General features: G+C 41.2%; 22 protein-coding genes. 8 read left to right on the forward strand and 14 right to left on the reverse strand.

Going from position 1 to position 24,338, the window contains the following annotated elements:
- Window positions 1–95 precede the first annotated feature (95 nt).
- Window positions 96–1,358 carry a DUF6600 domain-containing protein gene (locus WBJ10_RS12915; protein ID WP_424290933.1) on the reverse strand — a complete coding sequence of 421 codons (1,263 nt, stop codon included), beginning with the start codon at window positions 1,356–1,358 and terminating at the stop codon, window positions 96–98.
- 233 nt (window positions 1,359–1,591) lie between these two features.
- On the opposite strand from WBJ10_RS12915, the gene WBJ10_RS12920 reads away from it, so the two are divergent.
- Window positions 1,592–2,302, forward strand: a complete 711-nt coding sequence (locus WBJ10_RS12920; protein WP_424290983.1) for an SAM-dependent methyltransferase — start codon at window positions 1,592–1,594, stop codon at window positions 2,300–2,302.
- A 54-nt stretch (window positions 2,303–2,356) separates the two neighbouring features.
- On the opposite strand, the gene WBJ10_RS12925 is transcribed toward WBJ10_RS12920, so the two are convergent.
- From WBJ10_RS12925 to WBJ10_RS12940, 4 genes are all read right to left on the reverse strand, one after another.
- Window positions 2,357–2,956 (reverse strand): tRNA-(ms[2]io[6]A)-hydroxylase, encoded by a 600-nt coding sequence (locus WBJ10_RS12925; protein WP_424290935.1) that lies wholly within the window; start codon window positions 2,954–2,956, stop codon window positions 2,357–2,359.
- Between the two features lie 16 nt (window positions 2,957–2,972).
- Entirely contained in the window at window positions 2,973–3,545 is a 573-nt protein-coding gene (nadD, locus tag WBJ10_RS12930; protein ID WP_424290937.1) for a nicotinate (nicotinamide) nucleotide adenylyltransferase, read from the reverse strand.
- Between the two features lie 18 nt (window positions 3,546–3,563).
- Complete coding sequence (gmk, locus tag WBJ10_RS12935) at window positions 3,564–4,133, reverse strand: guanylate kinase (protein WP_424290939.1); 570 nt, start codon at window positions 4,131–4,133, stop codon at window positions 3,564–3,566.
- A 110-nt stretch (window positions 4,134–4,243) separates the two neighbouring features.
- On the reverse strand, window positions 4,244–5,107 hold the full coding sequence (locus WBJ10_RS12940) for a YicC/YloC family endoribonuclease (RefSeq protein WP_424290985.1): 864 nt from the start codon (window positions 5,105–5,107) through the stop codon (window positions 4,244–4,246).
- A gap of 120 nt (window positions 5,108–5,227) precedes the next feature.
- Between WBJ10_RS12940 and WBJ10_RS12945 the strand changes: the two genes are divergently transcribed.
- Window positions 5,228–5,998 (forward strand): hypothetical protein, encoded by a 771-nt coding sequence (locus tag WBJ10_RS12945; protein ID WP_424290941.1) that lies wholly within the window; start codon window positions 5,228–5,230, stop codon window positions 5,996–5,998.
- Here WBJ10_RS12945 and WBJ10_RS12950 read toward each other — a convergent pair.
- The 5 genes from WBJ10_RS12950 to WBJ10_RS12970 form a co-directional block, all read right to left on the reverse strand.
- Window positions 5,995–6,741 carry a lysophospholipid acyltransferase family protein gene (locus tag WBJ10_RS12950; protein ID WP_424290943.1) on the reverse strand — a complete coding sequence of 249 codons (747 nt, stop codon included), beginning with the start codon at window positions 6,739–6,741 and terminating at the stop codon, window positions 5,995–5,997. The genes WBJ10_RS12945 and WBJ10_RS12950 overlap by 4 nt on opposite strands.
- Window positions 6,738–8,378 (reverse strand): ArnT family glycosyltransferase, encoded by a 1,641-nt coding sequence (locus tag WBJ10_RS12955; RefSeq protein ID WP_424290945.1) that lies wholly within the window; start codon window positions 8,376–8,378, stop codon window positions 6,738–6,740. The genes WBJ10_RS12950 and WBJ10_RS12955 overlap by 4 nt, the downstream gene beginning before the upstream one ends.
- Window positions 8,379–8,381: 3 nt before the next feature.
- Entirely contained in the window at window positions 8,382–9,110 is a 729-nt protein-coding gene (gene rnc, locus WBJ10_RS12960) for a ribonuclease III (protein WP_424290947.1), read from the reverse strand.
- 72 nt (window positions 9,111–9,182) lie between these two features.
- On the reverse strand, window positions 9,183–10,436 hold the full coding sequence (gene fabF, locus WBJ10_RS12965; RefSeq protein ID WP_424290949.1) for a beta-ketoacyl-ACP synthase II: 1,254 nt from the start codon (window positions 10,434–10,436) through the stop codon (window positions 9,183–9,185).
- Between the two features lie 22 nt (window positions 10,437–10,458).
- A complete protein-coding gene (locus WBJ10_RS12970; protein WP_008508386.1) occupies window positions 10,459–10,695 on the reverse strand; it encodes an acyl carrier protein in 237 nt (78 codons plus the stop codon).
- Window positions 10,696–10,842: 147 nt separating this feature from the next.
- Between WBJ10_RS12970 and WBJ10_RS12975 the strand changes: the two genes are divergently transcribed.
- The 3 genes from WBJ10_RS12975 to WBJ10_RS12985 all read left to right on the forward strand — a co-directional run bounded on the left by WBJ10_RS12975 (window position 10,843) and on the right by WBJ10_RS12985 (window position 16,396).
- A complete protein-coding gene (locus WBJ10_RS12975; RefSeq protein ID WP_424290953.1) occupies window positions 10,843–11,262 on the forward strand; it encodes an IPExxxVDY family protein in 420 nt (139 codons plus the stop codon).
- Window positions 11,263–11,327: 65 nt separating this feature from the next.
- A complete protein-coding gene (gene pyk / locus WBJ10_RS12980; RefSeq protein WP_424290955.1) occupies window positions 11,328–12,758 on the forward strand; it encodes a pyruvate kinase in 1,431 nt (476 codons plus the stop codon).
- Window positions 12,759–13,078: 320 nt separating this feature from the next.
- Window positions 13,079–16,396 carry a vitamin B12-dependent ribonucleotide reductase gene (locus WBJ10_RS12985; RefSeq protein WP_424290957.1) on the forward strand — a complete coding sequence of 1,106 codons (3,318 nt, stop codon included), beginning with the start codon at window positions 13,079–13,081 and terminating at the stop codon, window positions 16,394–16,396.
- Window positions 16,397–16,761: 365 nt separating this feature from the next.
- Here the strand turns inward: WBJ10_RS12985 and WBJ10_RS12990 are convergent, their stop codons facing one another.
- Together WBJ10_RS12990 and WBJ10_RS12995 are read right to left on the reverse strand one after the other, a co-directional pair.
- Window positions 16,762–17,961 (reverse strand): amidohydrolase family protein, encoded by a 1,200-nt coding sequence (locus WBJ10_RS12990; RefSeq protein ID WP_424290959.1) that lies wholly within the window; start codon window positions 17,959–17,961, stop codon window positions 16,762–16,764.
- 119 nt (window positions 17,962–18,080) lie between these two features.
- Entirely contained in the window at window positions 18,081–19,379 is a 1,299-nt protein-coding gene (locus WBJ10_RS12995; protein ID WP_424290961.1) for an amidohydrolase family protein, read from the reverse strand.
- Window positions 19,380–19,686: 307 nt separating this feature from the next.
- Here WBJ10_RS12995 and WBJ10_RS13000 point away from each other — a divergent pair, with 307 nt between their 5' ends.
- Together WBJ10_RS13000 and WBJ10_RS13005 are read left to right on the forward strand one after the other, a co-directional pair.
- Window positions 19,687–20,199, forward strand: coding sequence for a glutathione peroxidase (locus tag WBJ10_RS13000; RefSeq protein ID WP_424290963.1), 513 nt, complete (start codon window positions 19,687–19,689; stop codon window positions 20,197–20,199).
- Window positions 20,200–20,201: 2 nt separating this feature from the next.
- Entirely contained in the window at window positions 20,202–20,648 is a 447-nt protein-coding gene (locus WBJ10_RS13005) for a hypothetical protein (RefSeq protein ID WP_424290965.1), read from the forward strand.
- 65 nt (window positions 20,649–20,713) lie between these two features.
- Here WBJ10_RS13005 and WBJ10_RS13010 read toward each other — a convergent pair whose 3' ends face one another.
- Together WBJ10_RS13010 and WBJ10_RS13015 are read right to left on the reverse strand one after the other, a co-directional pair.
- Entirely contained in the window at window positions 20,714–21,307 is a 594-nt protein-coding gene (locus WBJ10_RS13010) for a porin family protein (protein ID WP_424290967.1), read from the reverse strand.
- Window positions 21,308–21,605: 298 nt separating this feature from the next.
- Entirely contained in the window at window positions 21,606–22,217 is a 612-nt protein-coding gene (locus WBJ10_RS13015) for a porin family protein (RefSeq protein ID WP_424290969.1), read from the reverse strand.
- A gap of 350 nt (window positions 22,218–22,567) precedes the next feature.
- On the opposite strand from WBJ10_RS13015, the gene WBJ10_RS13020 reads away from it, so the two are divergent.
- Window positions 22,568–24,283, forward strand: a complete 1,716-nt coding sequence (locus WBJ10_RS13020; RefSeq protein WP_424290971.1) for a glycoside hydrolase family 3 protein — start codon at window positions 22,568–22,570, stop codon at window positions 24,281–24,283.
- Window positions 24,284–24,338 lie beyond the last annotated feature (55 nt).

Raw genomic sequence — 24,338 nt, forward strand, 5'->3', positions numbered from 1 at the left:
TCTATATTAGACTTGAGATGACCCCAAGAAACGAAAAAACCCGATCGATAAGACCGGGTTTTTTCGTTTGCAAACTTTCAACCGTTAACTATTTTTTAGTTTCCTCGAGACGGTCTCCCCCCACTGCTTCGTTCAGAGCTTCGTTCAGGAGTACTCGATCTTGGGCTTTCCTGTCTGCTATTGTCGCGGACTACTTCTCGTTGTTGTGGAGCGCGTTCCTGTGGTTGCGGGCGTTGCTCTATCCGCTGTGGTGCAGTGGGCTGGCTTTGTTGTGTCTGGGGTTCTGTTATCTGCTGGCGCTCGCGTTCTCCGGACTGGCTTCCACGGATATCCTGGTTATCGTATGTCCTGGAATTGCGCTGGCTTGAGGCCGGTAATTTCTGCTCTGCAGGATGTGTTAGGACCTGGTCGGCAGGCCTGGTTGTCGTAACTCTGTCCGGACGGTTAGAAACGGAACCCCTGTTAACAGAATTATCTGTGCGGCTCGTCACCGTATTTCCCGATCTTCCGTTTAGGTCTGTTCTGTTGGAATTATCAGTTCTATCAACAATCGAATTATCGCTTCTGCCATTTACTACACCCGTTCCGGAATCTGGAGGCCTTACCGGGCGCGGATTGGAATCCCTGCCCCTGATTACCTCCGGGCGATTACTTCTTCCGTTTACATATTGCGGACGCAGGTTTCTCACATCGTGAATAGTAACCGGCTGGAGGGTATACCTTCTGATATCATCTGCCCGGGGTCCACAGTAGTAGCGATTTCTGCTTCTATTGTCAACGTAGATATTATTAATGATCACCGTGTTGTGATAAATATTAGTATTCCTCCTCCAATCATAGCGTGGATAGGAAAGGTAATAAATATTCCGCTTAGGGATGAATACCCACCAGAAGTTAGGGATCCTGCCAATGTTGACGTTGATATTTATGCCGGGGCCCATGGGTGCCCATCCATAATATCCGGCACCGCTTCTCCAGGTTACCCAGGCTGGTGCCCACTCCAGGCCAGGAATCCATACCCATCCCCTACGGATATGGTGATGCCAGCGCCCGTAATGAAATGGCGCCCAGCCCCATTCGTAATCGGAAACCCAGGTATTACCGTATTTCGTCATTTCCCAATGGCCGCGGGTATAATAGGGGCGGAACTCTTCCTGGTCGACGTCTGGCCGCCATACTCTTCCGTATAGCGGATCGTTGATCCAAACTCCATATGGCGATAATTCCTCATAAAACATTTCCAGGGATACCCCGTCATCATAGTCGTTATACTGCGCTTTGGCAGGTGACGCGCCCATAATTATGAATAGAAATAATAACCCTAAAATATTGGCCGGTAATTCAATCTTCGATTTCATGGCTCTATAATTTAATTTGATAATCTAATAGTAAGAGGGGAGTGTTTCATAGATGGTTGTATGGTATCAAAATAATTACGTTTGAAAGAAGTATCAAGTATCAGGTATCGAGTATCAAGATGCGGGATGGGAGTGCCCGGTTGACTGAGAGATTACTCAGTATGCCGATAACGATCTCCAAGCTTGTAACACCATTCTTTTTTAAATGCTTATTTTTACAAATGCCTCAACCTATATCAACCGGTACCCTTTATTTAATTCCTGTGCCTCTGGCAGAAAACGCTTCAGCGAAGTCTTTTACCCCATACTTAACCGACACTATTAATACTATAAACGAATATATCGTCGAGAACAGTAAAACAGCCCGAAGATTTTTAAAGGAAGCGGGCTTAAAGACTCCCCAAAGTGAACTTATCGTACATGACTATGGAAAACACAATCGCGACAGCAGTGTCAAAGAGTTTTTCACAGGTCTTTTAGCTGGTAAAGATGTCGGTTTAATGAGTGAAGCGGGTTGCCCGGGAGTGGCGGATCCAGGTTCAGAGATTGTGGCTTATGCCCATCAAAGAGGAATCAAAGTGGTACCGCTTGTTGGTCCCAGTTCCATTTTGCTGGCTTTAATGGCATCAGGCTTTAACGGACAAAGCTTCACATTCCATGGATATTTACCAATTGATAAACTACAGCGTGCAAACAGGATAAAAGAACTGGAAGCAAATGCCGAACGGCATAATCAAACTCAGATTTTCATTGAAACCCCTTTCCGGAATAACCCGATGCTGGAGGAAATTCTAAAGAGCTGTAAACCGGAAACCAGACTTTGCATAGCGTGCGATCTAACTTCAACGGAAGAGTTCGTGCAGACAAAATCCATTAAGGATTGGAGGACTAAAGTGCCGGAGCTGCATAAGAGGCCGGCGATTTTCTTGATATTTAAGAAGTAGGGGTTCCCCCCTCCGCGCAAGATTCGTAATTCGTAATTTTTAATTCGTAATTATTTACCCGTGTATACTCTCCGCCTTCCCGTAATTCTGAATCACTTTAGCCTCGTAATCTAGAAATTCTTTCCAGCGTTTTTCGACGTCAATATTGCCGGCGTATTTTCGCGCCAGGCCTATGAACATCGTATAATGCCCGGCTTCGCTAACCATAAGTTCGTAGTAGAACCTGGAAAGTTTTTCGTCGTTTATGTGCTCCGACATCACTTTGAAACGTTCGCAACTCCTCGCTTCGATCATTGCTGAGAATAACAGTCTGTCGATAAGCTGATCCTGCCTGCTCCCGCCTTTGACCATAAATTGCATCAGCTCGTTTACGTAATTATCTTTTCTCTCCCTTCCCAGCACAAAGCCTCTTGCTATTATTAGATCGTGAACACGTTTGAAATGATCCATCTCCTCCTGTACCAACATCGCCATTTCCTGTACCAGATCTGAAAGATTAGGGTTCTGAACAATCAGGGTAATGGCATTACTCGCCGCTTTCTGTTCGCAAAATGCATGATCCGTAAGGATTTCTTCGATATTGCTTTCTACCACATTCTTAACCCATTTTGGATCTGTGGGAAGCTGGAGTTTGAGGATGGTTTTTTCACTCATAGGAGTTGTTGGTTCTCTAGCGGTACAGATTCTTACTTTCAATAAATTTCAACACTTTATCTGCTACAAAAAATTGAATGTTCTTTTTTTCTTTGAAAGCCTTCCTGATAAAGGTTGCAGAAAGTTCCATCAGAGGTGTATTGGTTTGGTGTACAGCAAGATGAGTCATTAATTCCGCATTCTCAAATCCGGGACGTGGATAAACATGGATCTGGTAGTCGCGAAGAATGAGCTCATAATTCTTCCATTTTTTTAACGAAACCAGGTTATCTGAACCCATAATAAGGCTGAATTGATGCTCCGGATATTTCTCGTGAAGATAAGTGAGAGTATCAATTGTGTAGGATGGCTGTGGCAGTTTAAGTTCCACATCGCTTACGCGGATGTTTTCGGCGTCTTCTGTAGCGAGTTTGCTCATTTCCAGACGATCGTACATATTGATTAGATCGCTTTTTTCCTTTAATGGGTTGTGGGGCGATACTACTAACCAAACCTGATCAAGATCGGTATGATTGGCCATGTAATTAGCAATAATAAGATGCCCGATATGGATAGGATTGAATGAGCCGAAGAATAAGCCGATCTTCATTTTTTTAAACTAAAATGATCAATTCTTTAAAAAGTCGGTAACCAGTTTTTCTGCCTCTGCACAAGCGGTTTCAAGATCATGATTTTTCAGAATTACATCGAAACGGTGCGCGTATTGAAGCTCCTTATCAGCCTTTTTAATCCGTTCCGCCAGCTTTGCCGGCGCATCTGTACCTCGGCTGGTTAATCGTTCTATTAGAACCTCAAGCGAAGGAGGATCAACGAAAATGGCCAATGCATCTTCGCCGTATTTTTTCTTTAAGTGAAGGCCACCTTCTACGTCGATGTCGAAAATGACGTGTTTACCACTTGCCCAGATACGTTCAATTTCGGAACGGAGCGTACCATAAAAGGTGCCAGAGTAAACTTCTTCAAATTCAACAAATTCCTTCTGAGCAATTTTATGCAGAAAGTCAGACTGAGAGATAAAATAGTAATCTTTCCCATGAACCTCATCGCCCCTTTGTTCACGTGTAGTGGCCGAAATGGAAAACGAAAGAGAAGGAACCTTCTTTAACAGGTGCTGCACTATTGTGGTTTTGCCTGCTCCGGAGGGGGCTGAGAATATGATTAGTTTACCCTTGTTCATGTTAAGTTGTACGTTATACGTTATACGTTCTGGTTTTTAGATTTTTAATTAATTATCGGTACGTTAGGTACGGCTGCATACTTACAACGTATAACGTAAAACGTACAACTCTATAATACGTTCAGCAATTGCTCCTTAATCTTCTCCAACTCCTCCTTCATCCCTACCACAATCTGCTGCATTTTTGCATCATTTGCCTTTGAACCCATCGTATTAATTTCGCGGCCGATTTCCTGAGAAATGAAGCCTAATTTTTTACCGTTGGCGTCTTTATCCTTAAGCGCTTCCAGGAAATAATCCAGGTGGCTTTTAAGCCGGATTTTTTCTTCAGTGATATCAAGTTTATCGATGTAGTAAATCAGTTCCTGTTCAAAGCGGTTTTTGTCGACATTCTCCCTACCTACGGCATCTTCCAGGAAATGGTTGAGCCGTTCGCGGATGGCGGGAATACGATGGGGCTCTTGTTCAGAAACCAAATTCATGCCTTCAAGTATGTTGTTGATTCGTAAGATGAGGTCTTGTTTTAACACATTTCCTTCATCCTGGCGGAAATTCTGGAAATTAACCAGGGCTTCGCCGAAAGTTTTATAGACAGCTTTCCATTCATCTTCGTTACCCTCATCAGAACTGTACTGAACAACCTCTGGAAAGTTTAAGGCCATTTGCAATAAATTGCTTCCAGCATCTCCAAGAGCAACAGCAGAGGATTTAAGCTGATCGTAGTAATGTTTAAGCAGTGCCTGATTAATGCTGGAAGTCTTTAATGTCGTTTCAGCATGTTCTACGCTGATACTGACATTTACTTTTCCACGTTCAATTTGTTTGCTGCAATCGTTTCTTAAAACAAACTCTTTATCTGAAAAAGTTTTAGGGATTTTTAAAGAGAGTTCAAGAAATTTACTGTTTAATGATTTGATCTCTACCGTATATTTCACATTCGCGAAATCTTTTGTAGCCAAACCGTATCCTGTCATGGATTTTATCATCGGGCAAAGATAAGATTTAATACTAAAAGGTGCAGAGGCTGATTTAAGCAGATTTAACATTATTTAAGGAATTTGAGGGGCTCTAATTGCTAAATTTGAAATAAATTAATGAGGCAGACTCGACTCACCATATCGTTTTTAATTACCATCCTTTTGGGTGTACTTTCTGCGCACGCGCAACAGAACGCTGTGCAGGGACTGGTCATTGAAAAATCTGGGGTTTCCCGGATTGCGAACGTCTCTGTTCTTAATAAGAAAACCGGGGCCAGGGTTTTTAGCAATGAGTTGGGTTTATTTCAGATTGCTGCGTCCGCTGGCGATACTCTTTTGCTTTCCAAACAGGGTTATTCAGATATTGTAAAGCCATTATTGTCGATGACAGATCTGGTCCTGCAAATGCAGAAAGTGATAGAACTGCAGGAGGTGAGAATAACTGGTCAAAGCAAGAAGCAGGAGTTGGATGAGTTCCGTGAGCAGTTTCAAAAGAAAGGATCTTTTTATGCAGGTAAACCACCTTTACTTGCTTATGTTTTCCAGCCTTTGACCGCTATATATGAGCTGGTCGGTAAAACGCCTAACCAGGCACGGCGGTTTAATTTATTTTATCTGAGAGAACTGGAGCAAACTGAGATCGACAGGCGCTTTAACCCTTCAGTTGTGAGCCGTTTAACAGGATTGACCGATGCGGATCTTAAGAATTTCATGGTCACCTATCGGCCTGATTACGAGAATCTATCCAGGATGGATGAATATGCCCTCATAAATTATGTGAATAGATCATTGGAAACTTTCAATAAATCCGGTAGGCCAAAGGGTTTGCTTAGTCTGCCGCCATTGCCTAAGGCGCCAGATCTCACTGAAAAAAATCTTAAATATTAAGAATATCTTTTAATCATAGCCTCCATTTTGCTATACACCTGCGATTTGAGGGTCTCAAGGTCCTCTGGCCTCATACCAGTAACATTTATGGGCTCGTCGAATATACAGGTGATTGTACCCGGTTTTGCGCGGAATGGATCGGCTCTGGGGAACAAGTTTCTTGCATTTATAAGGACCATAGGAGCGATCGAGGTCTGAGTTTCAATAGCCAGACGAAACGCCCCGTCATAAAAATCACTGAGTGGCTTATAGCCCTGGTTCATGGTTCCTTCCGGGAATATCAGGATTGACTGCCCTTTAGCCAAATCTTGTTTTAGCTCCTCCACACTTTGAGCCCGGCTTTCTTTACTTGCCCGGTCTATCAATACTACGACCTTACTATAGATAATCCCGAAAAGCGGAACTTTAACCATTTCGACTTTCCCGAGCGGCCTGAATGAGTTGGGTATGGCTAGTACTACAGCGATTGCGTCAAGGTATGAATTGTGATTACATACATAGATATAGGCTTTGTTAGACTGAAGGGTTATCTTATTTTGGGTTCTGATCTGAAAAAATCCAAGAAGGCAAAAGAGCCAACCCCAGAACTTTAAGAAGAAAAATATATAATCGGAACCTCTTTTATCCCTGGAAAAAGCGGAGATGATGAGTATAAAGGGCATTACCAATAGCATCGCTGATATGAATACCAGAAAGCACCAGACAACGAATAGCATGGAGAATGCTTTTTGTATGCCTGTCATAAAGGCTTGGTTCTATACAAAATATACCAATGGTCCTGGCTGTTCGACCTGTTATTAAATCTGTAGAAAACTTTCATCTTTTCGGGAGCTATAAAATTCTCTTCAGCAATATAGAATCCAGGCTTATCTTGAACCGGTGTGTATTTTAGAATCCGGCCGGTAAATTTGGATAAGTAAAAAGAGGTTTGATATACCATGTATGCCGGTTCGTCTCGTTTGAAAGTAATAAAATGCTTACCGGCCAACTTCACGTCGTCAACTTTTGCTTGAGGAGGTCCGGTCAGATATAACTGTTCATCCCCGACTAACCGGGCAATTTTCTGCGCATCACTTCTATACGGATAAGTTTGTTTTTTTGTTGGTAGAATCACCAGATCAAATCCCACCCGGGCTAAAAGGATGATCAGAACGGAAGCCAGCAAATGAGCATACATGTTGCTGAATTTTATTTTATATACTCCTCCAGCTATTATCAGCGCAAGCAAAATGCATACTATCGATGGCAAAATTGAGTGTAGGGTGATTCCAAAAATACCTATTCCGATTAGTCCCATGATTACCGTAATCCCGATAAATAAATAGAATCTTTTAAACCAGGGGCTTTCAGGCAGTTCGTCTAAAGCATCGGCTAATAATACAAACATAAATGGTAGGAACATGTAAAGATACCTCTCACGGGTGCCGGGTGATAAAAGATACAAGACACCGTTGGCAAGGCAAAACCATAAACAAAATTTGAGGAATGGCTTATCTCGAAGATTTACTTTCCAATTCCTTTTGAAGGTAAGTCCCAATAGCAAAAACCACGGAGCAGTTATTTTAATCAGCATTACTGGAAAATTGAATATATGGCTGAAACTGTCAGTAAAGTTTTTTTCAAGAACAGTCCTGGAAAACGTTTCAGTGAACAAGCGGGCCAGGTATGGTTCCACATCATGTTGCAATGAATAGAGATAAAAATAACCTCCTGAAGTTAAGACCAAGAGCAGAATTCCTGCCAAATGCCATATTGAAAATATTCTTTTCAGGTCTTTGTTTATAATGAAGATTACCAGGAGGGTTATGCCTTGGAAAAACAATGAAGGAATTCCTTTTGTAAGTACCCCGGCAGAAGCCAGAAGGTAGGAACTAATAAATAACCAATGCCATTTTTTCTGCTGATAAAAGTGAAATATAAGCACACATTGCAAATAGACGATCAATGCAAAAAAAAGATCGATTTCTCCCAGCATCGAAAAAAAGAAGAGTATATCGGCGCTGCTTATATAGAAAAGGGCTGAAAGAAGGGCTGCTTTTTCGCTTATATAATTTCTGCTGATACGAAAATGGATAAAGGCAGTTGCAAATACTGACAAAACAGAGGGCAAGCGAACTACCCATTCTGCAGTGCCGAAAACTTTCATAAGGCCAATTAATACCCAGTTGTAAAGCGGTGGCTTATTGTAATATAGCTCTCCATTGGTAGTTGGAATGAGCCAATTGTCTGACAGAATCATTTCAAGAGCTACCAAAGCACGCCTCGGCTCTTCAAAAAGGAGTTGATAGGAGTTTAATTGCAGGAAATAAGCCATGGGGATGATAATGGCTATGGCTACAAGCAGATTTTTTTGTTCAGTGTGGGCTGAACCAATTTTCATCTTTTAGATATTGAGTAAATCACAAGATTTTTCAGCTGCCAGTTTTTCAGCATTCTTTTTATTATAGTCCCTGCCCAAACCACAGTTTTCGCCATCTACGGTTACCTGCACGGTAAATAATTTGGCATTTTCGCCCTCTCCGTTTGGAACGATCTCAAACGATATGTCTTTTCCATGTCTTTGGCACCACTCGATAAGTTTACTTTTAAAGTTTGTTTCGGTGAGCTCGAGTGTATGTATATCAATATGGGGTTTGATAATACGGGTGATCAAAAAGTCGCGGGTAAAATCATAATTCTTATCCATGTAAATAGCCCCGATCATGGCTTCGAAAGTATCTCCGAGAAGAGAACCCTGTTTATTTGTATAGGAAAGGATTCGGGTATCATATTCGATAAGTTCGTCAAGTCCCAGACGTTTTGCCAGCTGGTTTAAGTTCGAGCGACTTACAATCTTTGATCGCATTTCAGTCAGGAAGCCCTCGTCTTTGTAAGGGTACATTTTAAATAATAGTTCGGCAATTACAGAACCAAGGATAGCGTCGCCAAGAAATTCCAGCCGTTCATTACTATTCTTGGTACCATTTTTTAAAGCGACAGCAACAGAACGATGGCGGAAAGCCATTCTGTAGAGCCTCAAATTTCCTGGTACAAAGCCCAAAAGGTTTTTTAACGACCTAATGTATTTACGATCCGGAGATAAATAAAGTTTGTAGAGTTTGGAAACGGGCATCAATAAGTTTGATTCGGATAACGACTAACTAATATACAGTTTTTATAATCCGTAATAATTGCTGGAATATTTTTATGCCTTATATTTTTTGAATATAACCGAGGCATTATGCCCACCAAATCCAAAGGTATTCGATAGTGCAGCGTTTACAGTGCGCTTTTGAGCTTTATTAAAAGTAAAGTTCAACCTCGGGTCAAAACCCGGATCGTCTGTAAAGTGATTAATTGTTGGGGGAACAATATCGTTTTTGACGGCGAGGATAGCTGCTATGGCTTCAACGGCACCGGCGGCACCAAGCAGGTGACCAGTCATAGATTTGGTGGAACTGATATTCAGCTTAAAAGCATGTTCATCGAAAAGATCCACAATTGCTTTTACTTCACTGATATCGCCCAGCGGGGTTGAAGTTCCGTGTACGTTAATGTAATCGATATCTGAAGGGCTGAGTTCAGCATCGCGTAAAGCGTTAGTCATTACAAGCCTTGCTCCAAGTCCTTCTGGATGAGGTGCTGTAATGTGGTTTGCATCGGCACTCATGCCTCCGCCTACTAGCTCTGCATAAATTTTTGCACCGCGTGCTTTTGCGTGCTCAAGTTCTTCAAGTATAATACTTCCTGCACCCTCTCCAGCTACGAAACCATCGCGGTCTTTATCAAAAGGCCGCGAAGCTGTTTTCGGATCATCATTCCGGGTCGACAGAGCATGCATGGCATTAAAACCACCTAAACCTGCTTCGTATATAATTGCCTCGGAGCCTCCTGATACAATTATATCAGCCATATTTAGACGGATGTAATTGAATGAGTCAATGAGTGCATTTGTAGAAGAAGCACAAGCGGATACAGTAGAGAAATTGGGTCCCCTCAATCCGTGGCGGATAGAAATATGTCCTGGAGCAATATCCAGGATCATTTTTGGGATGAAGAAAGGATTGAATCGCGGTGTTCCGTCGCCGTTGGCAAAATTCGTCACTTCATCAGTGAACGTTTTTAAACCACCGATTCCCGATCCCCAGATAACACCTATCCGGTTTGTATCGAGTGAAGGAAAGTCCAGGCCAGCATCTTTAATTGCTTCATCAGAAGCAGCGATGGCATAGTGTACAAATGGATCGAGTTTACGGGCCTCCTTTTTATCCAGAAAATCTTCCGGATTGAAGTTTTTGACTTCACAGGCGAACTTAGTCCGGAATTTCTCGGGGTCGTAATGAGTTATAGGACCGGCGCCGCTTACCCCATTGATTAAACTTTCCCAGAATTCGGGTAGAGTATTTCCAATTGGAGTAAGCGCACCTAATCCTGTAACAACAACTCTTTTAAGCTCCATTTATATTGAGGATGTCGTAAAATTATTTTACGTTCTTTTCTAAATAAGCGATAGCTTGACCTACTGTGCCTATTGTTTCAGCCTGGTCATCGGGGATAGCTACGTTGAATTCCTTTTCAAACTCCATGATCAGTTCCACGGTGTCTAATGAATCCGCACCAAGGTCATTGGTGAAAGATGCCTCTGGTGTAACTTCACTTTCGTCAACACCTAATTTTTCAACGATAATTGCTTTAACTCTTGAAGCGATATCAGACATGGTTTTTTAGTTTAATTGTTAAATAATTCTGTGCAAAGAAAAATAAATTCTGTCAATTATCAAACCTTTTTGTTTCGGTGAGACATATATCATACAATTTAAATCCTAAAGCGTTTTACTTTTGTAAATTTAGCATTTATAATCGCCTTGAATAAAACGACATTAAAATTCGAATTAGACCTTGACTTCGTGCTGGTAGCAATCACTGCGCAACTTCGGGATTATATGTTTTGTTATAAAGTTAACAAACAACTGTCAACTGATTTTTCTAAAATTACTGATTTAGAGATGTTATTAGGCAATGATGACGACTTATTTTATTTCAGCAGGTATTTCTATCTGATCCCGGAAACGGAAACAGAGTTTTATATTCTTGCCAATAAAGGCTCCGAAGGTTTTCTTGTACCCGAAATGAAAAAAGTTGATTTCTTTTTGCTGATACGCAATTATATCGATAGGGATGAGTTGAGAGGGATAATTAGTGGAATTAATAAGATCCCGGAGGTGCTGGTAGCAGTGGAAGTAGATCCCAAGAAATTGAAATCCAAAGAAAATCTCATATTTTAGCGCGCCGAATGGTGTACTCGGTACACTATTATTGGATATTTTAAAAATATTAAAGACATAAAAAGATGAAATCCGTTCATAACAGAACTAAAATTGTGGCCACCCTGGGCCCGGCCTCCTCAAAAAAAGAAGTTTTGTTGAGTATGATAAAGGCGGGTGTGGATGTTTGCCGTTTAAATTTTTCCCATGGCGGACAGGAAGATCACCAGAAAGCAATTGATATTATTCGTGATATAAATAAGAAATACAAAACCAACGTTGGAATTCTGGCCGATCTACAGGGTCCTAAAATCCGCATTGGCCTGGTTAAAGATGGAGGTATAAACCTCGCAAGCGGCCAGAAGATTGAAATCACAACTAAAGAACTTATTGGTGATGACAAGCAGATTTATATCACTTATCAGAGCTTTCCGAATGATGTTCGTGCGGGTGAGATCATTTTGTTGGATGATGGTAAAATCCAGATGCGGGTGCTTTCAACCAACAATAAGGATTCTGTCCAGTGTGAGGTAGTTTATGGCGGTAACCTAACTTCCCGTAAAGGGGTAAATCTTCCGAATACAAAAGTGTCGATTCCGAGCTTAACCGAAGAGGATCTTAACAACCTTGAATTTGCTTTGAAAAACGATGTCGAGTGGATAGGGTTATCTTTTGTACGCTCCGTTGATGATATTATTGAATTAAAGCGCATCATTGCCAGAAGCGGAAATGCTGCACGTGTAATTGCTAAAATTGAGAAACCTGAGGCTATCGATAATATCGATGAGATTATTGAAGCTACTGATGGTGTGATGGTTGCGCGTGGTGACTTGGGGGTTGAAATGCCAATGGAGCAGGTTCCAATGCTTCAGAAAATGATAGCTAAAAAATGCCGCGCGGCATCTAAGCCTGTAATCGTAGCCACACAAATGCTGGAAAGCATGATTACTTCACCGAGACCGACGCGGGCAGAGGTGAATGATGTGGCTAACTCCGTTCTTGATGGCGCTGACGCAGTTATGCTAAGCGGAGAAACCTCGGTAGGTGATTATCCCCTCATCGTGATCGAAACCATGCAGAAAATTGTAAGAAATGTTGAAGAAACTGATTACCCGTTTAACAATCCAAAAGTCCTGAATAGGGAAGCATCAACCTATATGGGCGATGCGGTTTGCGGATCAGCAGTGTTTCTTGCAGAGAAAACAAATGCTGTCGGGATTATTTCTATGACTTCATCCGGTTATACCGCTTTTGAAATTTCAAGTTATCGTCCTAAAGCGGCCACTTTTATTTTCACCAGTAACGTCAAGCTTTTGAATACGCTGAGTTTGTTATGGGGAGTAAGAGGTTTCTATTACGATAAGTTTGAAAGTACAGATAAGACAATCCGTGAAGTGAACCAGATTCTGCGATCCGAAAAACTTGTGGAATCCGGAAATGTGGTAATTAATACTGCTGCGATTCCAATCGAGAAGAAGGGAAAAACTAATATGATTAAGGTTACAGTTATCGACTAAAACGGTCTTTACCAGAACCAATAAAATTGAAAAAAAGCTGGCTAACGCCGGCTTTTTTTATGTGTATTTTCGTGTAATGAAAAAGGCCTGAAATCGCCCTTTTTTTGAGTTTTCCACACTCGTAATCATCTTTAAACCATAACGTTACTACCTTATTAAGTGCTGAGGTGTCGATACACTAACAAGCTGTGGAAAACTCTCCTTCCTAAAACAAGCCTTCAACTGATAGATTTGATTAAAAACCTCTAAACTTTTTTTCAGGAGGTAAGTCGCTTACAACCAATACCATCGAACTCAAAAACAACATCAATTATAATATTATGGGTAAAGCACCTTCAATCAAAGCCGCTAAAGGGACCGGAAAGGGTCTGGGTTTCCAGCGCTATTTCACAAAAGCAGGCGTAGATGTCTATGATCTGTTCAATTATGAAAAAAGAACATCAGTGATCCGTAATCCCGCGGGTGACGCAGTGTTCGAAATGAAGAATGTGGAAGTTCCCGACACCTGGAGCCAGGTGGCAACAGATATACTTGCCCAAAAATATTTCCGGAAAGCGGGAGTTCCACAGCCCGATGGAACGACATCTTCTGAGACCAGTATCAAGCAAGTGGCTCATCGTATGGCCAACTGCTGGAAATCCTGGGGTGAGCGTTATAACTATTTTGAAAGTAAAGAGGATGCTAATGTATTTTATGATGAGCTGGTTTACACTATAGTTGGACAGCTTGCTGCACCAAATTCACCGCAGTGGTTTAATACCGGCCTTCATAGTTCATACGGAATCACCGGAAAGCCTCAGGGACATTATTTCGTTAATCCAGATACAGACCATCTGGAGAAATCAACATCCGCTTACGAACGCCCGCAGCCTCACGCCTGTTTCATTCTTTCGGTCAGCGATGATCTGGTAAATGACGGTGGTATCATGGATCTTTGGGTTCGTGAAGCGAGGATATTTAAATACGGCTCTGGTGTAGGAACCAATTTCTCTGCTATTCGTGGTGAAAGCGAAAAACTTTCCGGGGGTGGTTATTCTTCAGGATTAATGTCCTTCCTGAAAATCGGTGACCGGGCAGCCGGTGCAATTAAATCTGGCGGAACAACCCGTAGAGCTGCTAAGATGGTTTGCCTGGATATGGACCACCCGGAAATCGAAGGTTTTGTAAACTGGAAAGTTGAAGAAGAAAAGAAAGTCGCTGCATTAATCGCCGCAGGTTATTCCTCTGATTATGAAGGTGAAGCATATCGTACAGTCTCAGGACAAAATTCTAATAATTCGGTACGTGTACCAAACACGTTCTTTAAAGCCCTGAATGAAGGTGGTAATTGGGATCTGATTGGCCGTATCAGTGGAAACACGGTAAAATCTGTTTCTGCAGAGAAATTATGGAATGATATTTCTTTTGCTGCATGGGCTTGCGCAGATCCTGGTATTCAATATGATACAACAATTAATGAGTGGCATACTTGTCCGGAAGGCGGGCGTATCAACGCATCTAATCCATGCTCTGAATACATGTTCCTTGACAATACAGCATGTAACCTGGCATCTATAAACCTTGCACATTTCTTTGACCCTAAAACTTTAATCTTCGATGTTAAGGGTTTCGAACATGCATGTCGTGTTTGGACTGTGGTACTTGAAATTTCTGTTTTGATGGCACAATTTCCATCAAAGGAAGTTGCACAGTTATCGTATGATTACCGCACGCTTGGCTTAGGTTATGCAAACCTTGGCTCTATGCTGATGGTTGCTGGCATCCCTTACGATAGCGATAAAGCCCGTGCAATTGGCGGTGCTATTACCGCTGTAATGACAGGTACTGCCTACTCTACTTCTGCAGAAATGGCAAATTCACTGGGAACGTTCAAAAAATATGATGAAAATAAGCATCATATGCTTAGGGTAATGCGTAACCACCGCTATGCTGCTTATAATAATGATGCTTACGAAGGGCTTGAAATAGCGCCTCCGGGAATTGATCCTAAATACTGTCCTGATTATTTGCTTTCTGCAGCATGTAATTCATGGGATAAAGCTGTTGAACTTGGAGAGAAATACGGTTACCGTAATGCACAAACTACTGTAATCGCTCCAACAGGTACAATCGGTCTGGTAATGGATTGCGATACTACCGGAATCGAACCGGATTTTGCACTGGTGAAATTCAAGAAATTATCTGGGGGTGGTTATTTTAAAATCATTAACCAGGGCGTTCCGGCGGCTTTGCGTAACCAGGGTTACAAAGAACATGAAATCGAAGCCATAGTTAATTATGCTAAAGGTGCTGCTACTTTACTAGGTGCCCCGCATATCAATTTCGACAGCTTGGCGGCGAAAGGATTTACTCAGGACGAGCTTGAAAAGATCGACAAATCTTTACTGGCTGCTTTTGAGATAGGATTTGTATTCAATCAATGGAGCCTTGGTGAAGAGTGTTTGAACCGCTTGGGATTTAAATCGGAACAATATTCTTCACCTGATTTCAATTTATTGCGTGCTATCGGATTTAACCGTCAGCAAATCGCTGAAGCAAATGAATTTATATGCGGTACTATGACCTTAGAAGGTGCTCCATATTTGAAACAAGAGCATTATCCGATTTTTGATTGCGCTAATAAATGCGGTCAAAAAGGGGAGCGTTACATTCACGCGCACGGGCACATCAAAATGATGGCTGCTGCACAACCGTTCTTATCGGGCGCTATTTCTAAAACCATTAACCTTCCAAACGAAGCGTCAGTTGATGAAATCAAAGACTGTTATGAATTGTCATGGAAGCTTGCTTTGAAAGCTAATGCACTATATCGTGATGGTTGTAAATTATCGCAGCCATTATCTACAAAATCATCAGACAGCAAGGAAGATAAGCTGGATACCGTAGAAGAAGTACTTGGCGAAGCTGGAAATGTGAAGTTAAGTGATCTAACTGCTGACCAGGTTCTTGAAGCTGCAAGGGCAATACTTGAGCGTTCAACCGATACTAAATTTAAGCGCCAACTTTCTTCAGTGGTAGAACGTAAAAATCTGCCGGGTAAACGCGGCGGATTTACCCAAAAAGCTGCTGTTGGTGGCCAGACAGTGTTTGTTCGCACAGGGGAGTATGAAGATGGCACTTTAGGTGAGATCTTCGTGGATATGCATAAAGAGGGTGCAACCTTCCGTTCCTTGATGAACTGTTTTGCAATTGCTGTTTCTGTGGGACTTCAATATGGAGTGCCATTGGAAGAGTTTGTTGACAAATTTACTTTCACCCGTTTTGAACCATCCGGTATGGTTAGCGGACATGATAATATCAAAAGTTCAACATCAATTATCGACTATATCTTTAGGATGCTAGGTTATGAATACCTGAGCCGTACAGATCTGGTGCATGTACTTACTGAGCAGAAGGCGGTTTTGGGAAATCCTCAAATGGCTGATGAAGATGTGAACAATGATGAATCGAACACATTTGCTGAGGCAGCCATCACAGACCCGGTTTCAGCATCTGGGCTGAAGTTAAAGCCAGTTCTTGATATTTCAGGCGGCGGCCAGTCCGATGCTCCGGCTTGCGGAAACTGCGGTCACATTATGGTGAGATCAGGTACTTGTTATAAGTGTTTGAACTGTGGTACACAGGGAGGATGTAGTTAATTAAGATAAACAACAAAGCCTTGTCATTGACAAGGCTTTGTTTGTAAAATATTGTGATTTAGAGGGTCACAATTCTTTCTCTTTTAGTCCGGATACGAAGTTAGTTTCATTAGCTATACTTAGTAAAACGCCGAGAAAGAACTAAAACGTCGGGTGAGCATTATAAAGCCCGGCGTTTTTTTATTGATATAAATCTAATAGAAGTGATCGAGATTTGTAAGCATTTTTCTTAACATATTCACATTATTGAAGTCTTTTTGACAACCTGTTCAAAACCAGTCACTTTGGTTATTAACATTTTTATTCCTTTTGTTGTGACCGTGAATTTTATGGTCCAGCTTGTGCAAAGTCGCTTCGCTTATATCTTACTTACATTCCTCCTTCACCACAACCCCATCAATAATTACCACACAAACTTTGGTGAGGTATTCAAAGGGGTCACCGTTATATAAAACCAAATCGGCATCCTTTCCTTTTTCAATACTACCTACGCGTTTTTCTATACCAAGCAATTTCGCAGGATTTAAGGTGATAGTTTTTAGTGCTTCATCGAATGACAGTCCGTGGGCCATGGCCTGGCCTGCTTCAAAAAGGATGATACGTGTTTTAGGAACGTAAGCCTCGAAACCGCTTTCAATGCTCACCGGCATTCCTGCTGCTGTAAGGATGGCTGCGCTTTCCCGGTTCATGTTCACCATATCACCGCCATTTCTTGCCATAGTTGCATGCAATACAATTTCTGCTTTAGCTGCTTTAATTTCAGGTATCAGGCGATAAGCTTCTGCTGCACCATTAATCACCAATTTAAAATTAAACTCTTTTGCCAGGCGAATGGCGTTCATGATATCATTGCTGCTATTCGCTGTAATGAGAGCTTTAATTTCCCCGTTTAACACTTTCGCCAAAACATCCATTTTCAGGTCAACAGCAGGCCGTTTACTGGTATCCTTGTCTGATTGTTTTTTTGTGTAAGACTGTGCTTTGAGAAATTCTGTACGGATCATGGCCATCTGTTTCGCCTTGGTGCCCGGAGATGAGAAATTGGAAGATACGGATGGCCCGAGGGTCATTGCCAGCATACTTAAAGGCTGGATCACTACCGTTTCTACCGTTCCTGCTTTTGTTTTAGCAATCATGGTTTGTCCGCTGACTAATGCGCCCACACCATGTCCGGTATGGATAGTAGTTATACCGTAATCACGGACAACTTTAACCAAGTTTTCTTCTGGGTTATAGGCATCAATTGCTCTAAGGTCCGGTTGTATCGGGCTGGTTTTATCCAGCTGATCCTGGTCCGTAGGAATATTTTGCGAACCGGATATTCCAACCAGGGTCCTGGCATCTACCAGGCCAGGGCTGAGTACTTTTGTTTCAAAGGTTTTATATCCTGCTGGTATAGTTAAACCCGTACCTACATTCTCAATTTTCCCGTCCTTAACCAACACAATACCATTTTTGATCGGACTTCCTGAAACAGTATAAATAGTTTCGGCTTTAATGGCTATTTGCGCACGTAAGGAGGCAGAACCAATTAAAAAAATACAAATTGTAAAAATGTTTTTCATTGTCATTTAGCTGCTTTTAAAAAATATTGAAAAGAGTAAACTTTCGGCTAACCTGATTTTTCAGGAGTTAAGCTTCTAAATTCTACGATCTAACTACTAACCACCAACCACTAATCCAATTATTGCTCTCCGGTATGATGATGAAATTCACTTCGAACAGGTGAAAAAACATCATATCCGCCGGTTAAGAATGCCTTATCTTTAGGGTTTTGGATGTCCCATCGCTTTACTCCTTCAACCCAGGTTTGTTCTACTTTGGTATAGGTGCTAAAAGGATCTCCATTCAAAATGATAAAATCAGCGTCCTTTCCTTTTTCTAATGAGCCAACTTTACTTCCCAGATCCATCATTTTTGCACCGGCTAATGTCAGAGCTTCTATAGCCTTTTCTCTGCCCATACCTTCTCTAACCATCAAAGCAGCCCCACGAATGAACAATCTGGAATCCGTTATGCCATCATCCGTATGGAACCCTACCGCAGCACCTTCTTTTTCCAGGGCGGCTCCAGTTTCCAGGGATAATCCCATTGCCTCTGTTTTTCCGCCCGGCGCATCAATAGTTATAATGGATGATGAAACTCCAGCTTCTGCTATCTCTTTGGCTACTTTCCACCCCTCAGATACATGATGAAGAACAGGTTTAAACCCAAACTCTTTACCCAAGCGAATGGCAGTTAGGATATCATTTGCGAGGTGAGTATGAAAATGAACCACACGCTTCCCTGACATCACCTCTAAGAGTGGTTCCATTCGCAAATCTCTTTCAGGCATTTTGGAAGCATCACCGCCTGCTTTGTCTACCTTAGTTTTATATTCAACTGCTTTAGTAAATAAGTCCCGCATCATGGCTGCGCTTTTAGCTCTTGTACCTGGAAAATTCCCTGGCGTTGACCGTATCGGATTTGTTCCATTCGCCATCTTAAGTCCGCCATACAAACCTTTTTCATTCGTGATTAGTAAATCTTCAATGATCTTACCTTCCCGCATTTTTATGTAAACCGTCTGCCCGCTCATGAGATGACCACTTCCAGGCATAACATTTATCGTAGTAATTCCTCCCGCCAATGCTTTTTTAAATCCATCACTCGTTGGGTTAATCGCATCCATTGCTCTTGTGTCAGGATTTAAGGCCGCTGAAGCATCGCCTCCATCCGGACCGCCAAGATGAGAGTGACTGTCAACCAGTCCGGGCATAATTACTTTACCCGTGGCATCTATTACTACAGCATCGGATGGAACTCTCATATCCGAAGGGCCTGTACTAACGATTTTTCCTTTATGAACTATTAAGGTGCCGTTTTGAATAGGCGGCCCTGCAACGGTATAAATAAGCGCACCCTTAAAAACCGTGGGCTTATCCTGTGCGTAAATAGAAGTTGCTGCTATCAGGCTTAAAACAGTTAAAATTGGCTTCAACATAAGCTTACATATAAATTTGAGCTGGTAATTTACAATTCATAATCTATTTTCTGTAAGCATGGAAATTATTTTGGACAGTTTACCTGGCTATTTACAGAATTTCTCAATAGGAAACGCAGTGTATGTTAGATGATTGGTGCGCCATTGAATCATATCTATGTAATAATCATACTACTACGAGTTATAATGTTTGTATATTTCGTAATTTAAGCAGTAAATTTATACGCTTTGGACCAGCCAACATTTAAGTTTAATACCGATACAATCTGCTTAACACGCTTCTAACCAAAATAAACTATAAATAAAAATGAAAACACTTGTATTAATTATCGCAATGATCCTCTCAACGGCACCAGCCACGATCTACACATTCAAAGTCCAAAATATCGAAGGAAAGACCTTGGATCTGAAAAAATATAAAGGAAAGAAAATCCTGATAGTCAATACAGCATCGAAATGCGGATACACAAAACAATATGCCGACTTGCAAAAGCTTGCAAATGCATACAAAGGCAAATTAGTGATAATTGGATTTCCTGCGAATAATTTCGGTGGGCAGGAACCTGGTGAAAATCTTAACATTAAAGAATTCTGTGAGAAAAACTTTGGCGTGACTTTTCCCCTGGCGGAGAAAACCAGCGTGAAAGGCGACGACATCAGTCCTTTGTTCAAATACCTGACCACAGCTAAAAATCCTGATTTTACGGGTGAAATAAAATGGAATTTTGAAAAATTTCTGATTGATGAGAAAGGACAACTTATCCACAGATTCCGTTCAGCAGTTACACCGATGTCTCCAGAAATTACTAAACATTTATAAGAATGAGACTCATCCAGAAGGTAATTATCCTTGTCCTGATAGTATTATTTGTAGGCCCTCAGGCTTATTCTAATTTAATAATTGATGACGAAAAAGAACTTACTTCACTTGCTGATGGTTTTGCTTTGGCTATGTCAAAAAAGGACAAAGAATGGATGGAAACTAATTTGACCGGTGAATGTATGACCTATATGCCTACTGGTGAATCGATAAATAAACAATCTACTATACAAGCTTTTACAGGTGCTGTATATGATATCAAGAAATCTTCTGTGGGTAATAAATCCTTTGGGATTACAGAAATGGAAGCAATTGGATCAGCAGACTATACCGTTGAAGGATCAGTTTCAGGAGGAGATGATATTTCCGGAACTTATAAATTATCCTTCAAGTTCAAGAAAACTGATGCGGGCTGGAAAATTTCCGAGATCCAAATCAATGGACAGTAACATAAAGTTGTTTACATAAAAAAAGCCCCCGATTTTTATCAGGGGCTTTTTTATTGGAGCTTTGCTTATTTAAATCCAAAAGCAAGACCAACGTTAATAACCTGATTTTTCAAGTCCCTGTTATCATCGCTGTAAAGGTTTTGCAGATCAGTTGCGTAGCTGGCGTTCATCATTACAGCACCGAAGTTATAGCTTAGTCCTACTTTACCTCCAGCAAGAGATTTTCTGTACGAATCGTTGTTACCTTCGAACGTTGAAGAAGAACTTCCGGTAACGACTTTAGATTCCTGGTCCAGGAAAAACGAAACCTGCGGACCTGCTAGGATGCCAAAAGCCGGGGTTAAATTGTACTTAAACATGATAGGAAGATCCAAATAAGTGATCTTGGTTTTAAATTCAGTGTCTACATTCCCAGTTCTGCTAGTATATTCAGCTCCCTTTTGAGAATATTCTAACGAAGGCTCAAATGAAAATCCTGAAGAAAGTGGCACATTGGTAAAAAAACCAGCGGCCAATCCTGTGTTGAACTCACTGTTAGGATCTGGATCACCTGCAAATTTTGCAATATTTAATCCAGCTTTAATTCCAAATTTTGGGCTTTGCGCCTGAGCGAAACCTGCAAATAGCAATGCTGCGCCTAATACAATTATCTTTTTCATAGTATTTAAATTCAATGTTTAATTAATTACAGGGTTTTAGTAAACAATCATGCCAAAAAATAGTTCTTGGAACAAAATATTTGCGAATTCGACCTGAGTGCTGATTTTCAAATAATTAATTTAAGTGGTGATTAAGAATGAGGATGCGGTTTATTCAATTGTTATTTGGTATTGACAGATTAAACTGGAAAACACCTAATAATGCTATTTAAAGTGCAATTAGAATCTAGGGCTGGAATACTATTAAATAAGAAAGCCCCGGTTAAAAACCGGGGCTTTCTTCAACTCTCGTTTTTTTCTAAAGTTTTATAGCCAGGCTAGCCTGAAACACTTGATTCTTATAAAGGGGAGTTTCTGATGTACCGTTGCCATTGTTTTTTTGGAAATCGATCGCGTATCGCCCCTGCAGGCTTAATGCATCGGTCAAACCTATATTAATACCTCCAACTCCACCAAATAGGCTTTTCCTCAAGTTGTCGTTCTCTTCTCTAATGGTGTTTTTATACGAGTCAGACCCCTGAGTAAATTTTTCAGTAGTTGATGTTAAAAACGAAACTTGTGGTCCCACTACGATACTGAACTTATTAGTTGCATTAATCTTTGCAAGGATGGGAAGGTCAATAAAATTGGTTGTAACAGAATATTCGTTCGGACCGAATAATAAGCTTGTCCCAGAAGTTTTATACCCTTTTTGGGAAAACATCAATTCTGGTGCAAAACTTAAACTCGACACAATTGGAATGTCAGCAAATATTCCAGCATTAAATCCTGTTTTTATTTCGGTGTTGAATTCTTCGTCACCAGTTTTGATAATATTTGCGAAATTGGCCCCGCCTTTAATTCCGAATGTTTGCGCGTTTGCCGCTCCTGCAAGCATCACGCCTATTGCTAAAACTAATACTTTCTTCATCTTTCTTTTTTTTAGTTGTCTGCACCCAAGAAAAAATGATGCCAAAAGTCGAACGGTTTTCATATTGCAGTTATTGTTGAGGTTGTTTGAACATCCACGTATATATTTATACTTTTATTTCGTTAATTATTTCACCGATGTATTTAGTTCTACTGTGTTTCATTTATATCTTGTTAAATATTGCCGGTATATATTTACTCTACAGATTTCTAAAACCGCGACTAAAAGACGAAGTATCTGTATGGATGTTTAGCATTTCTTTAAGCTTGAGCCTAACTTTTTTATTAATATTGCTGTTTCTAACTTTTTTCTTTGATAATATCATCACCCAATTTTATTGACCACCAATCATGTACCTAAAGCTTAAAAAACTGTTGCTCATTTTTCTTTTTGTTTCTCCCGCGCTTGTTATGGGACAAACGAAGAAGTCATATATCGAATCACTAAATGACCCGAATCCATGGGTTGATTCTGTGTTCAAAAAACTAAGCAGGCACGACAGGATAGCGCAGTTGTTTATGATCAGGGCTCATACGGACAAGGGAAAAGCGTACGAGGATTCCGTTGCCCAAATTATCAAACGTGAGAATATAGGTGGCTTGGTTTTCTTTCAGGGTGGTCCCGGAAGACAAGCGATTCTAACTAACAAATATCAATCGCTGAGTAAGGTACCCTTGCTTATCGCTATGGATGCAGAGTGGGGTCTGGGAATGAGACTCGACAGCACGATGTCATACCCATATCAGATGACGCTAGGTGCCATTCAGGATAATAGCCTCATCTACGAATTGGGCAGGCAGATTGCCATCGACTTTAAGAGACTAGGCATGCATGTTAATTTTGCTCCTGATGTCGATATAAATAACAACCCAAAGAATCCTGTAATCGGTATCCGGTCATTTGGTGACAATAAATATAATGTGACAGCAAAAGCAGCCGCGTACATGAAAGGGCTTCAGGATAATAATGTCCTGGTAAGCATTAAACATTTTCCCGGACACGGTGATACAGACGTTGACAGCCATTACGATCTTCCACAACTGCCGTTCACCAGGGATCGGTTAGATTCGCTTGAAATGTATCCGTTTAAGGAACTTATAAAACAGGATGCATCTGGCGTGATGGTAGCCCACATGAACATCCCTGCACTAGATAATACTAAAAATCTCCCTTCTACTCTTTCAAATCCAATTGTTACAGGCATACTTAAAGAAGAACTCGGCTTTAAAGGACTGATATTCTCAGATGCCATGGAAATGAAGGGTGTTGTTAAGTTCTTTCCAGGCGGTGAGGCTGATGTACGTGGTATTATCGCCGGAAATGATGTTATTGAACTTTCTCAAAATTCGGCCAGGGCCATCAGACTTGTCCGTCGGGCAATTCGGACTAATCGTTTAAGTTGGGAGCGCATTGATGAAAGTGTAAAGAAAATCTTGATAGCTAAATATTGGGCGGGGCTTAACAATTTGCAGCCTCTAAAAACGACAAACGTTGTTCCCGAACTTAATCGTCCGGAGTCTATGGCCTTAAATCAGCGTCTGGCAGATGCCGCTGTTACCATTTTGAACAGCGACAGTCAGATCAGGAATTTTGATAGAAATAAGAAGACTGCTATTATTAGTATGGGCGCTACTGGCACAAATACCTTTCACACCATGGTAAGGCCTCAGCTCGACAATTCAGTTCATTTTATCCTGCCAAAAAATGCGTCGAATAACGACATAGTTAATGTTAGTAAAGAACTTCGTAATTATGATCAGATAATCGTAGGGATACAAGATACCCGGAGGCGCCCCGGGGCGGTGCTGGATTATAACAACCCGATGAAACTGTTCATAGCTGAGCTTGCAAAAATGAACAGCACTATGGTGGTTTTTGCTAATCCATATGCTATTGCTGGCTTGCCAGGTATCGAAGCGGCAGAAACCATTATACTAAACTACCAAAACTCAGAAGAAGCCCAAAAGGCTAGCGCACGGGTGATTGCGGGAAGCCTCAAAGCAAAGGGCAAACTACCGGTAAGTATAAATTCTTCGTTTAAAAACGGAGATGGAATAACTCAATAAACGTAATAAACCGGCAGCTCTTAAGGTAATCCTGAAAAAATTTACCTTAAGCTAG

This window comes from Daejeonella sp. (assembly GCF_049655485.1).
GTDB lineage: Bacteria > Bacteroidota > Bacteroidia > Sphingobacteriales > Sphingobacteriaceae > Daejeonella.

Excerpts from the sequence above, each read along its gene's own strand:
- WBJ10_RS12915 (WP_424290933.1), bottom strand. The coding sequence starts at position 1,358 with ATGAAATCGAAGATTGAATTACCGGCCAATATTTTAGGGTTATTATTT.
- WBJ10_RS12925 (WP_424290935.1), bottom strand. The coding sequence starts at position 2,956 with ATGAGTGAAAAAACCATCCTCAAACTCCAGCTTCCCACAGATCCAAAA.
- nadD (WP_424290937.1), bottom strand. The coding sequence starts at position 3,545 with ATGAAGATCGGCTTATTCTTCGGCTCATTCAATCCTATCCATATCGGG.
- gmk (WP_424290939.1), bottom strand. The coding sequence starts at position 4,133 with ATGAACAAGGGTAAACTAATCATATTCTCAGCCCCCTCCGGAGCAGGC.
- WBJ10_RS12940 (WP_424290985.1), bottom strand. The coding sequence starts at position 5,107 with ATGACAGGATACGGTTTGGCTACAAAAGATTTCGCGAATGTGAAATAT.
- WBJ10_RS12945 (WP_424290941.1), top strand. The coding sequence starts at position 5,228 with ATGAGGCAGACTCGACTCACCATATCGTTTTTAATTACCATCCTTTTG.
- WBJ10_RS12950 (WP_424290943.1), bottom strand. The coding sequence starts at position 6,741 with ATGACAGGCATACAAAAAGCATTCTCCATGCTATTCGTTGTCTGGTGC.
- WBJ10_RS12955 (WP_424290945.1), bottom strand. The coding sequence starts at position 8,378 with ATGAAAATTGGTTCAGCCCACACTGAACAAAAAAATCTGCTTGTAGCC.
- rnc (WP_424290947.1), bottom strand. The coding sequence starts at position 9,110 with ATGCCCGTTTCCAAACTCTACAAACTTTATTTATCTCCGGATCGTAAA.
- fabF (WP_424290949.1), bottom strand. The coding sequence starts at position 10,436 with ATGGAGCTTAAAAGAGTTGTTGTTACAGGATTAGGTGCGCTTACTCCA.
- WBJ10_RS12970 (WP_008508386.1), bottom strand. The coding sequence starts at position 10,695 with ATGTCTGATATCGCTTCAAGAGTTAAAGCAATTATCGTTGAAAAATTA.
- pyk (WP_424290955.1), top strand. The coding sequence starts at position 11,328 with ATGAAATCCGTTCATAACAGAACTAAAATTGTGGCCACCCTGGGCCCG.
- WBJ10_RS12985 (WP_424290957.1), top strand. The coding sequence starts at position 13,079 with ATGGGTAAAGCACCTTCAATCAAAGCCGCTAAAGGGACCGGAAAGGGT.
- WBJ10_RS12990 (WP_424290959.1), bottom strand. The coding sequence starts at position 17,961 with ATGAAAAACATTTTTACAATTTGTATTTTTTTAATTGGTTCTGCCTCC.
- WBJ10_RS12995 (WP_424290961.1), bottom strand. The coding sequence starts at position 19,379 with ATGTTGAAGCCAATTTTAACTGTTTTAAGCCTGATAGCAGCAACTTCT.
- WBJ10_RS13000 (WP_424290963.1), top strand. The coding sequence starts at position 19,687 with ATGAAAACACTTGTATTAATTATCGCAATGATCCTCTCAACGGCACCA.
- WBJ10_RS13005 (WP_424290965.1), top strand. The coding sequence starts at position 20,202 with ATGAGACTCATCCAGAAGGTAATTATCCTTGTCCTGATAGTATTATTT.
- WBJ10_RS13010 (WP_424290967.1), bottom strand. The coding sequence starts at position 21,307 with ATGAAAAAGATAATTGTATTAGGCGCAGCATTGCTATTTGCAGGTTTC.
- WBJ10_RS13015 (WP_424290969.1), bottom strand. The coding sequence starts at position 22,217 with ATGAAGAAAGTATTAGTTTTAGCAATAGGCGTGATGCTTGCAGGAGCG.
- WBJ10_RS13020 (WP_424290971.1), top strand. The coding sequence starts at position 22,568 with ATGTACCTAAAGCTTAAAAAACTGTTGCTCATTTTTCTTTTTGTTTCT.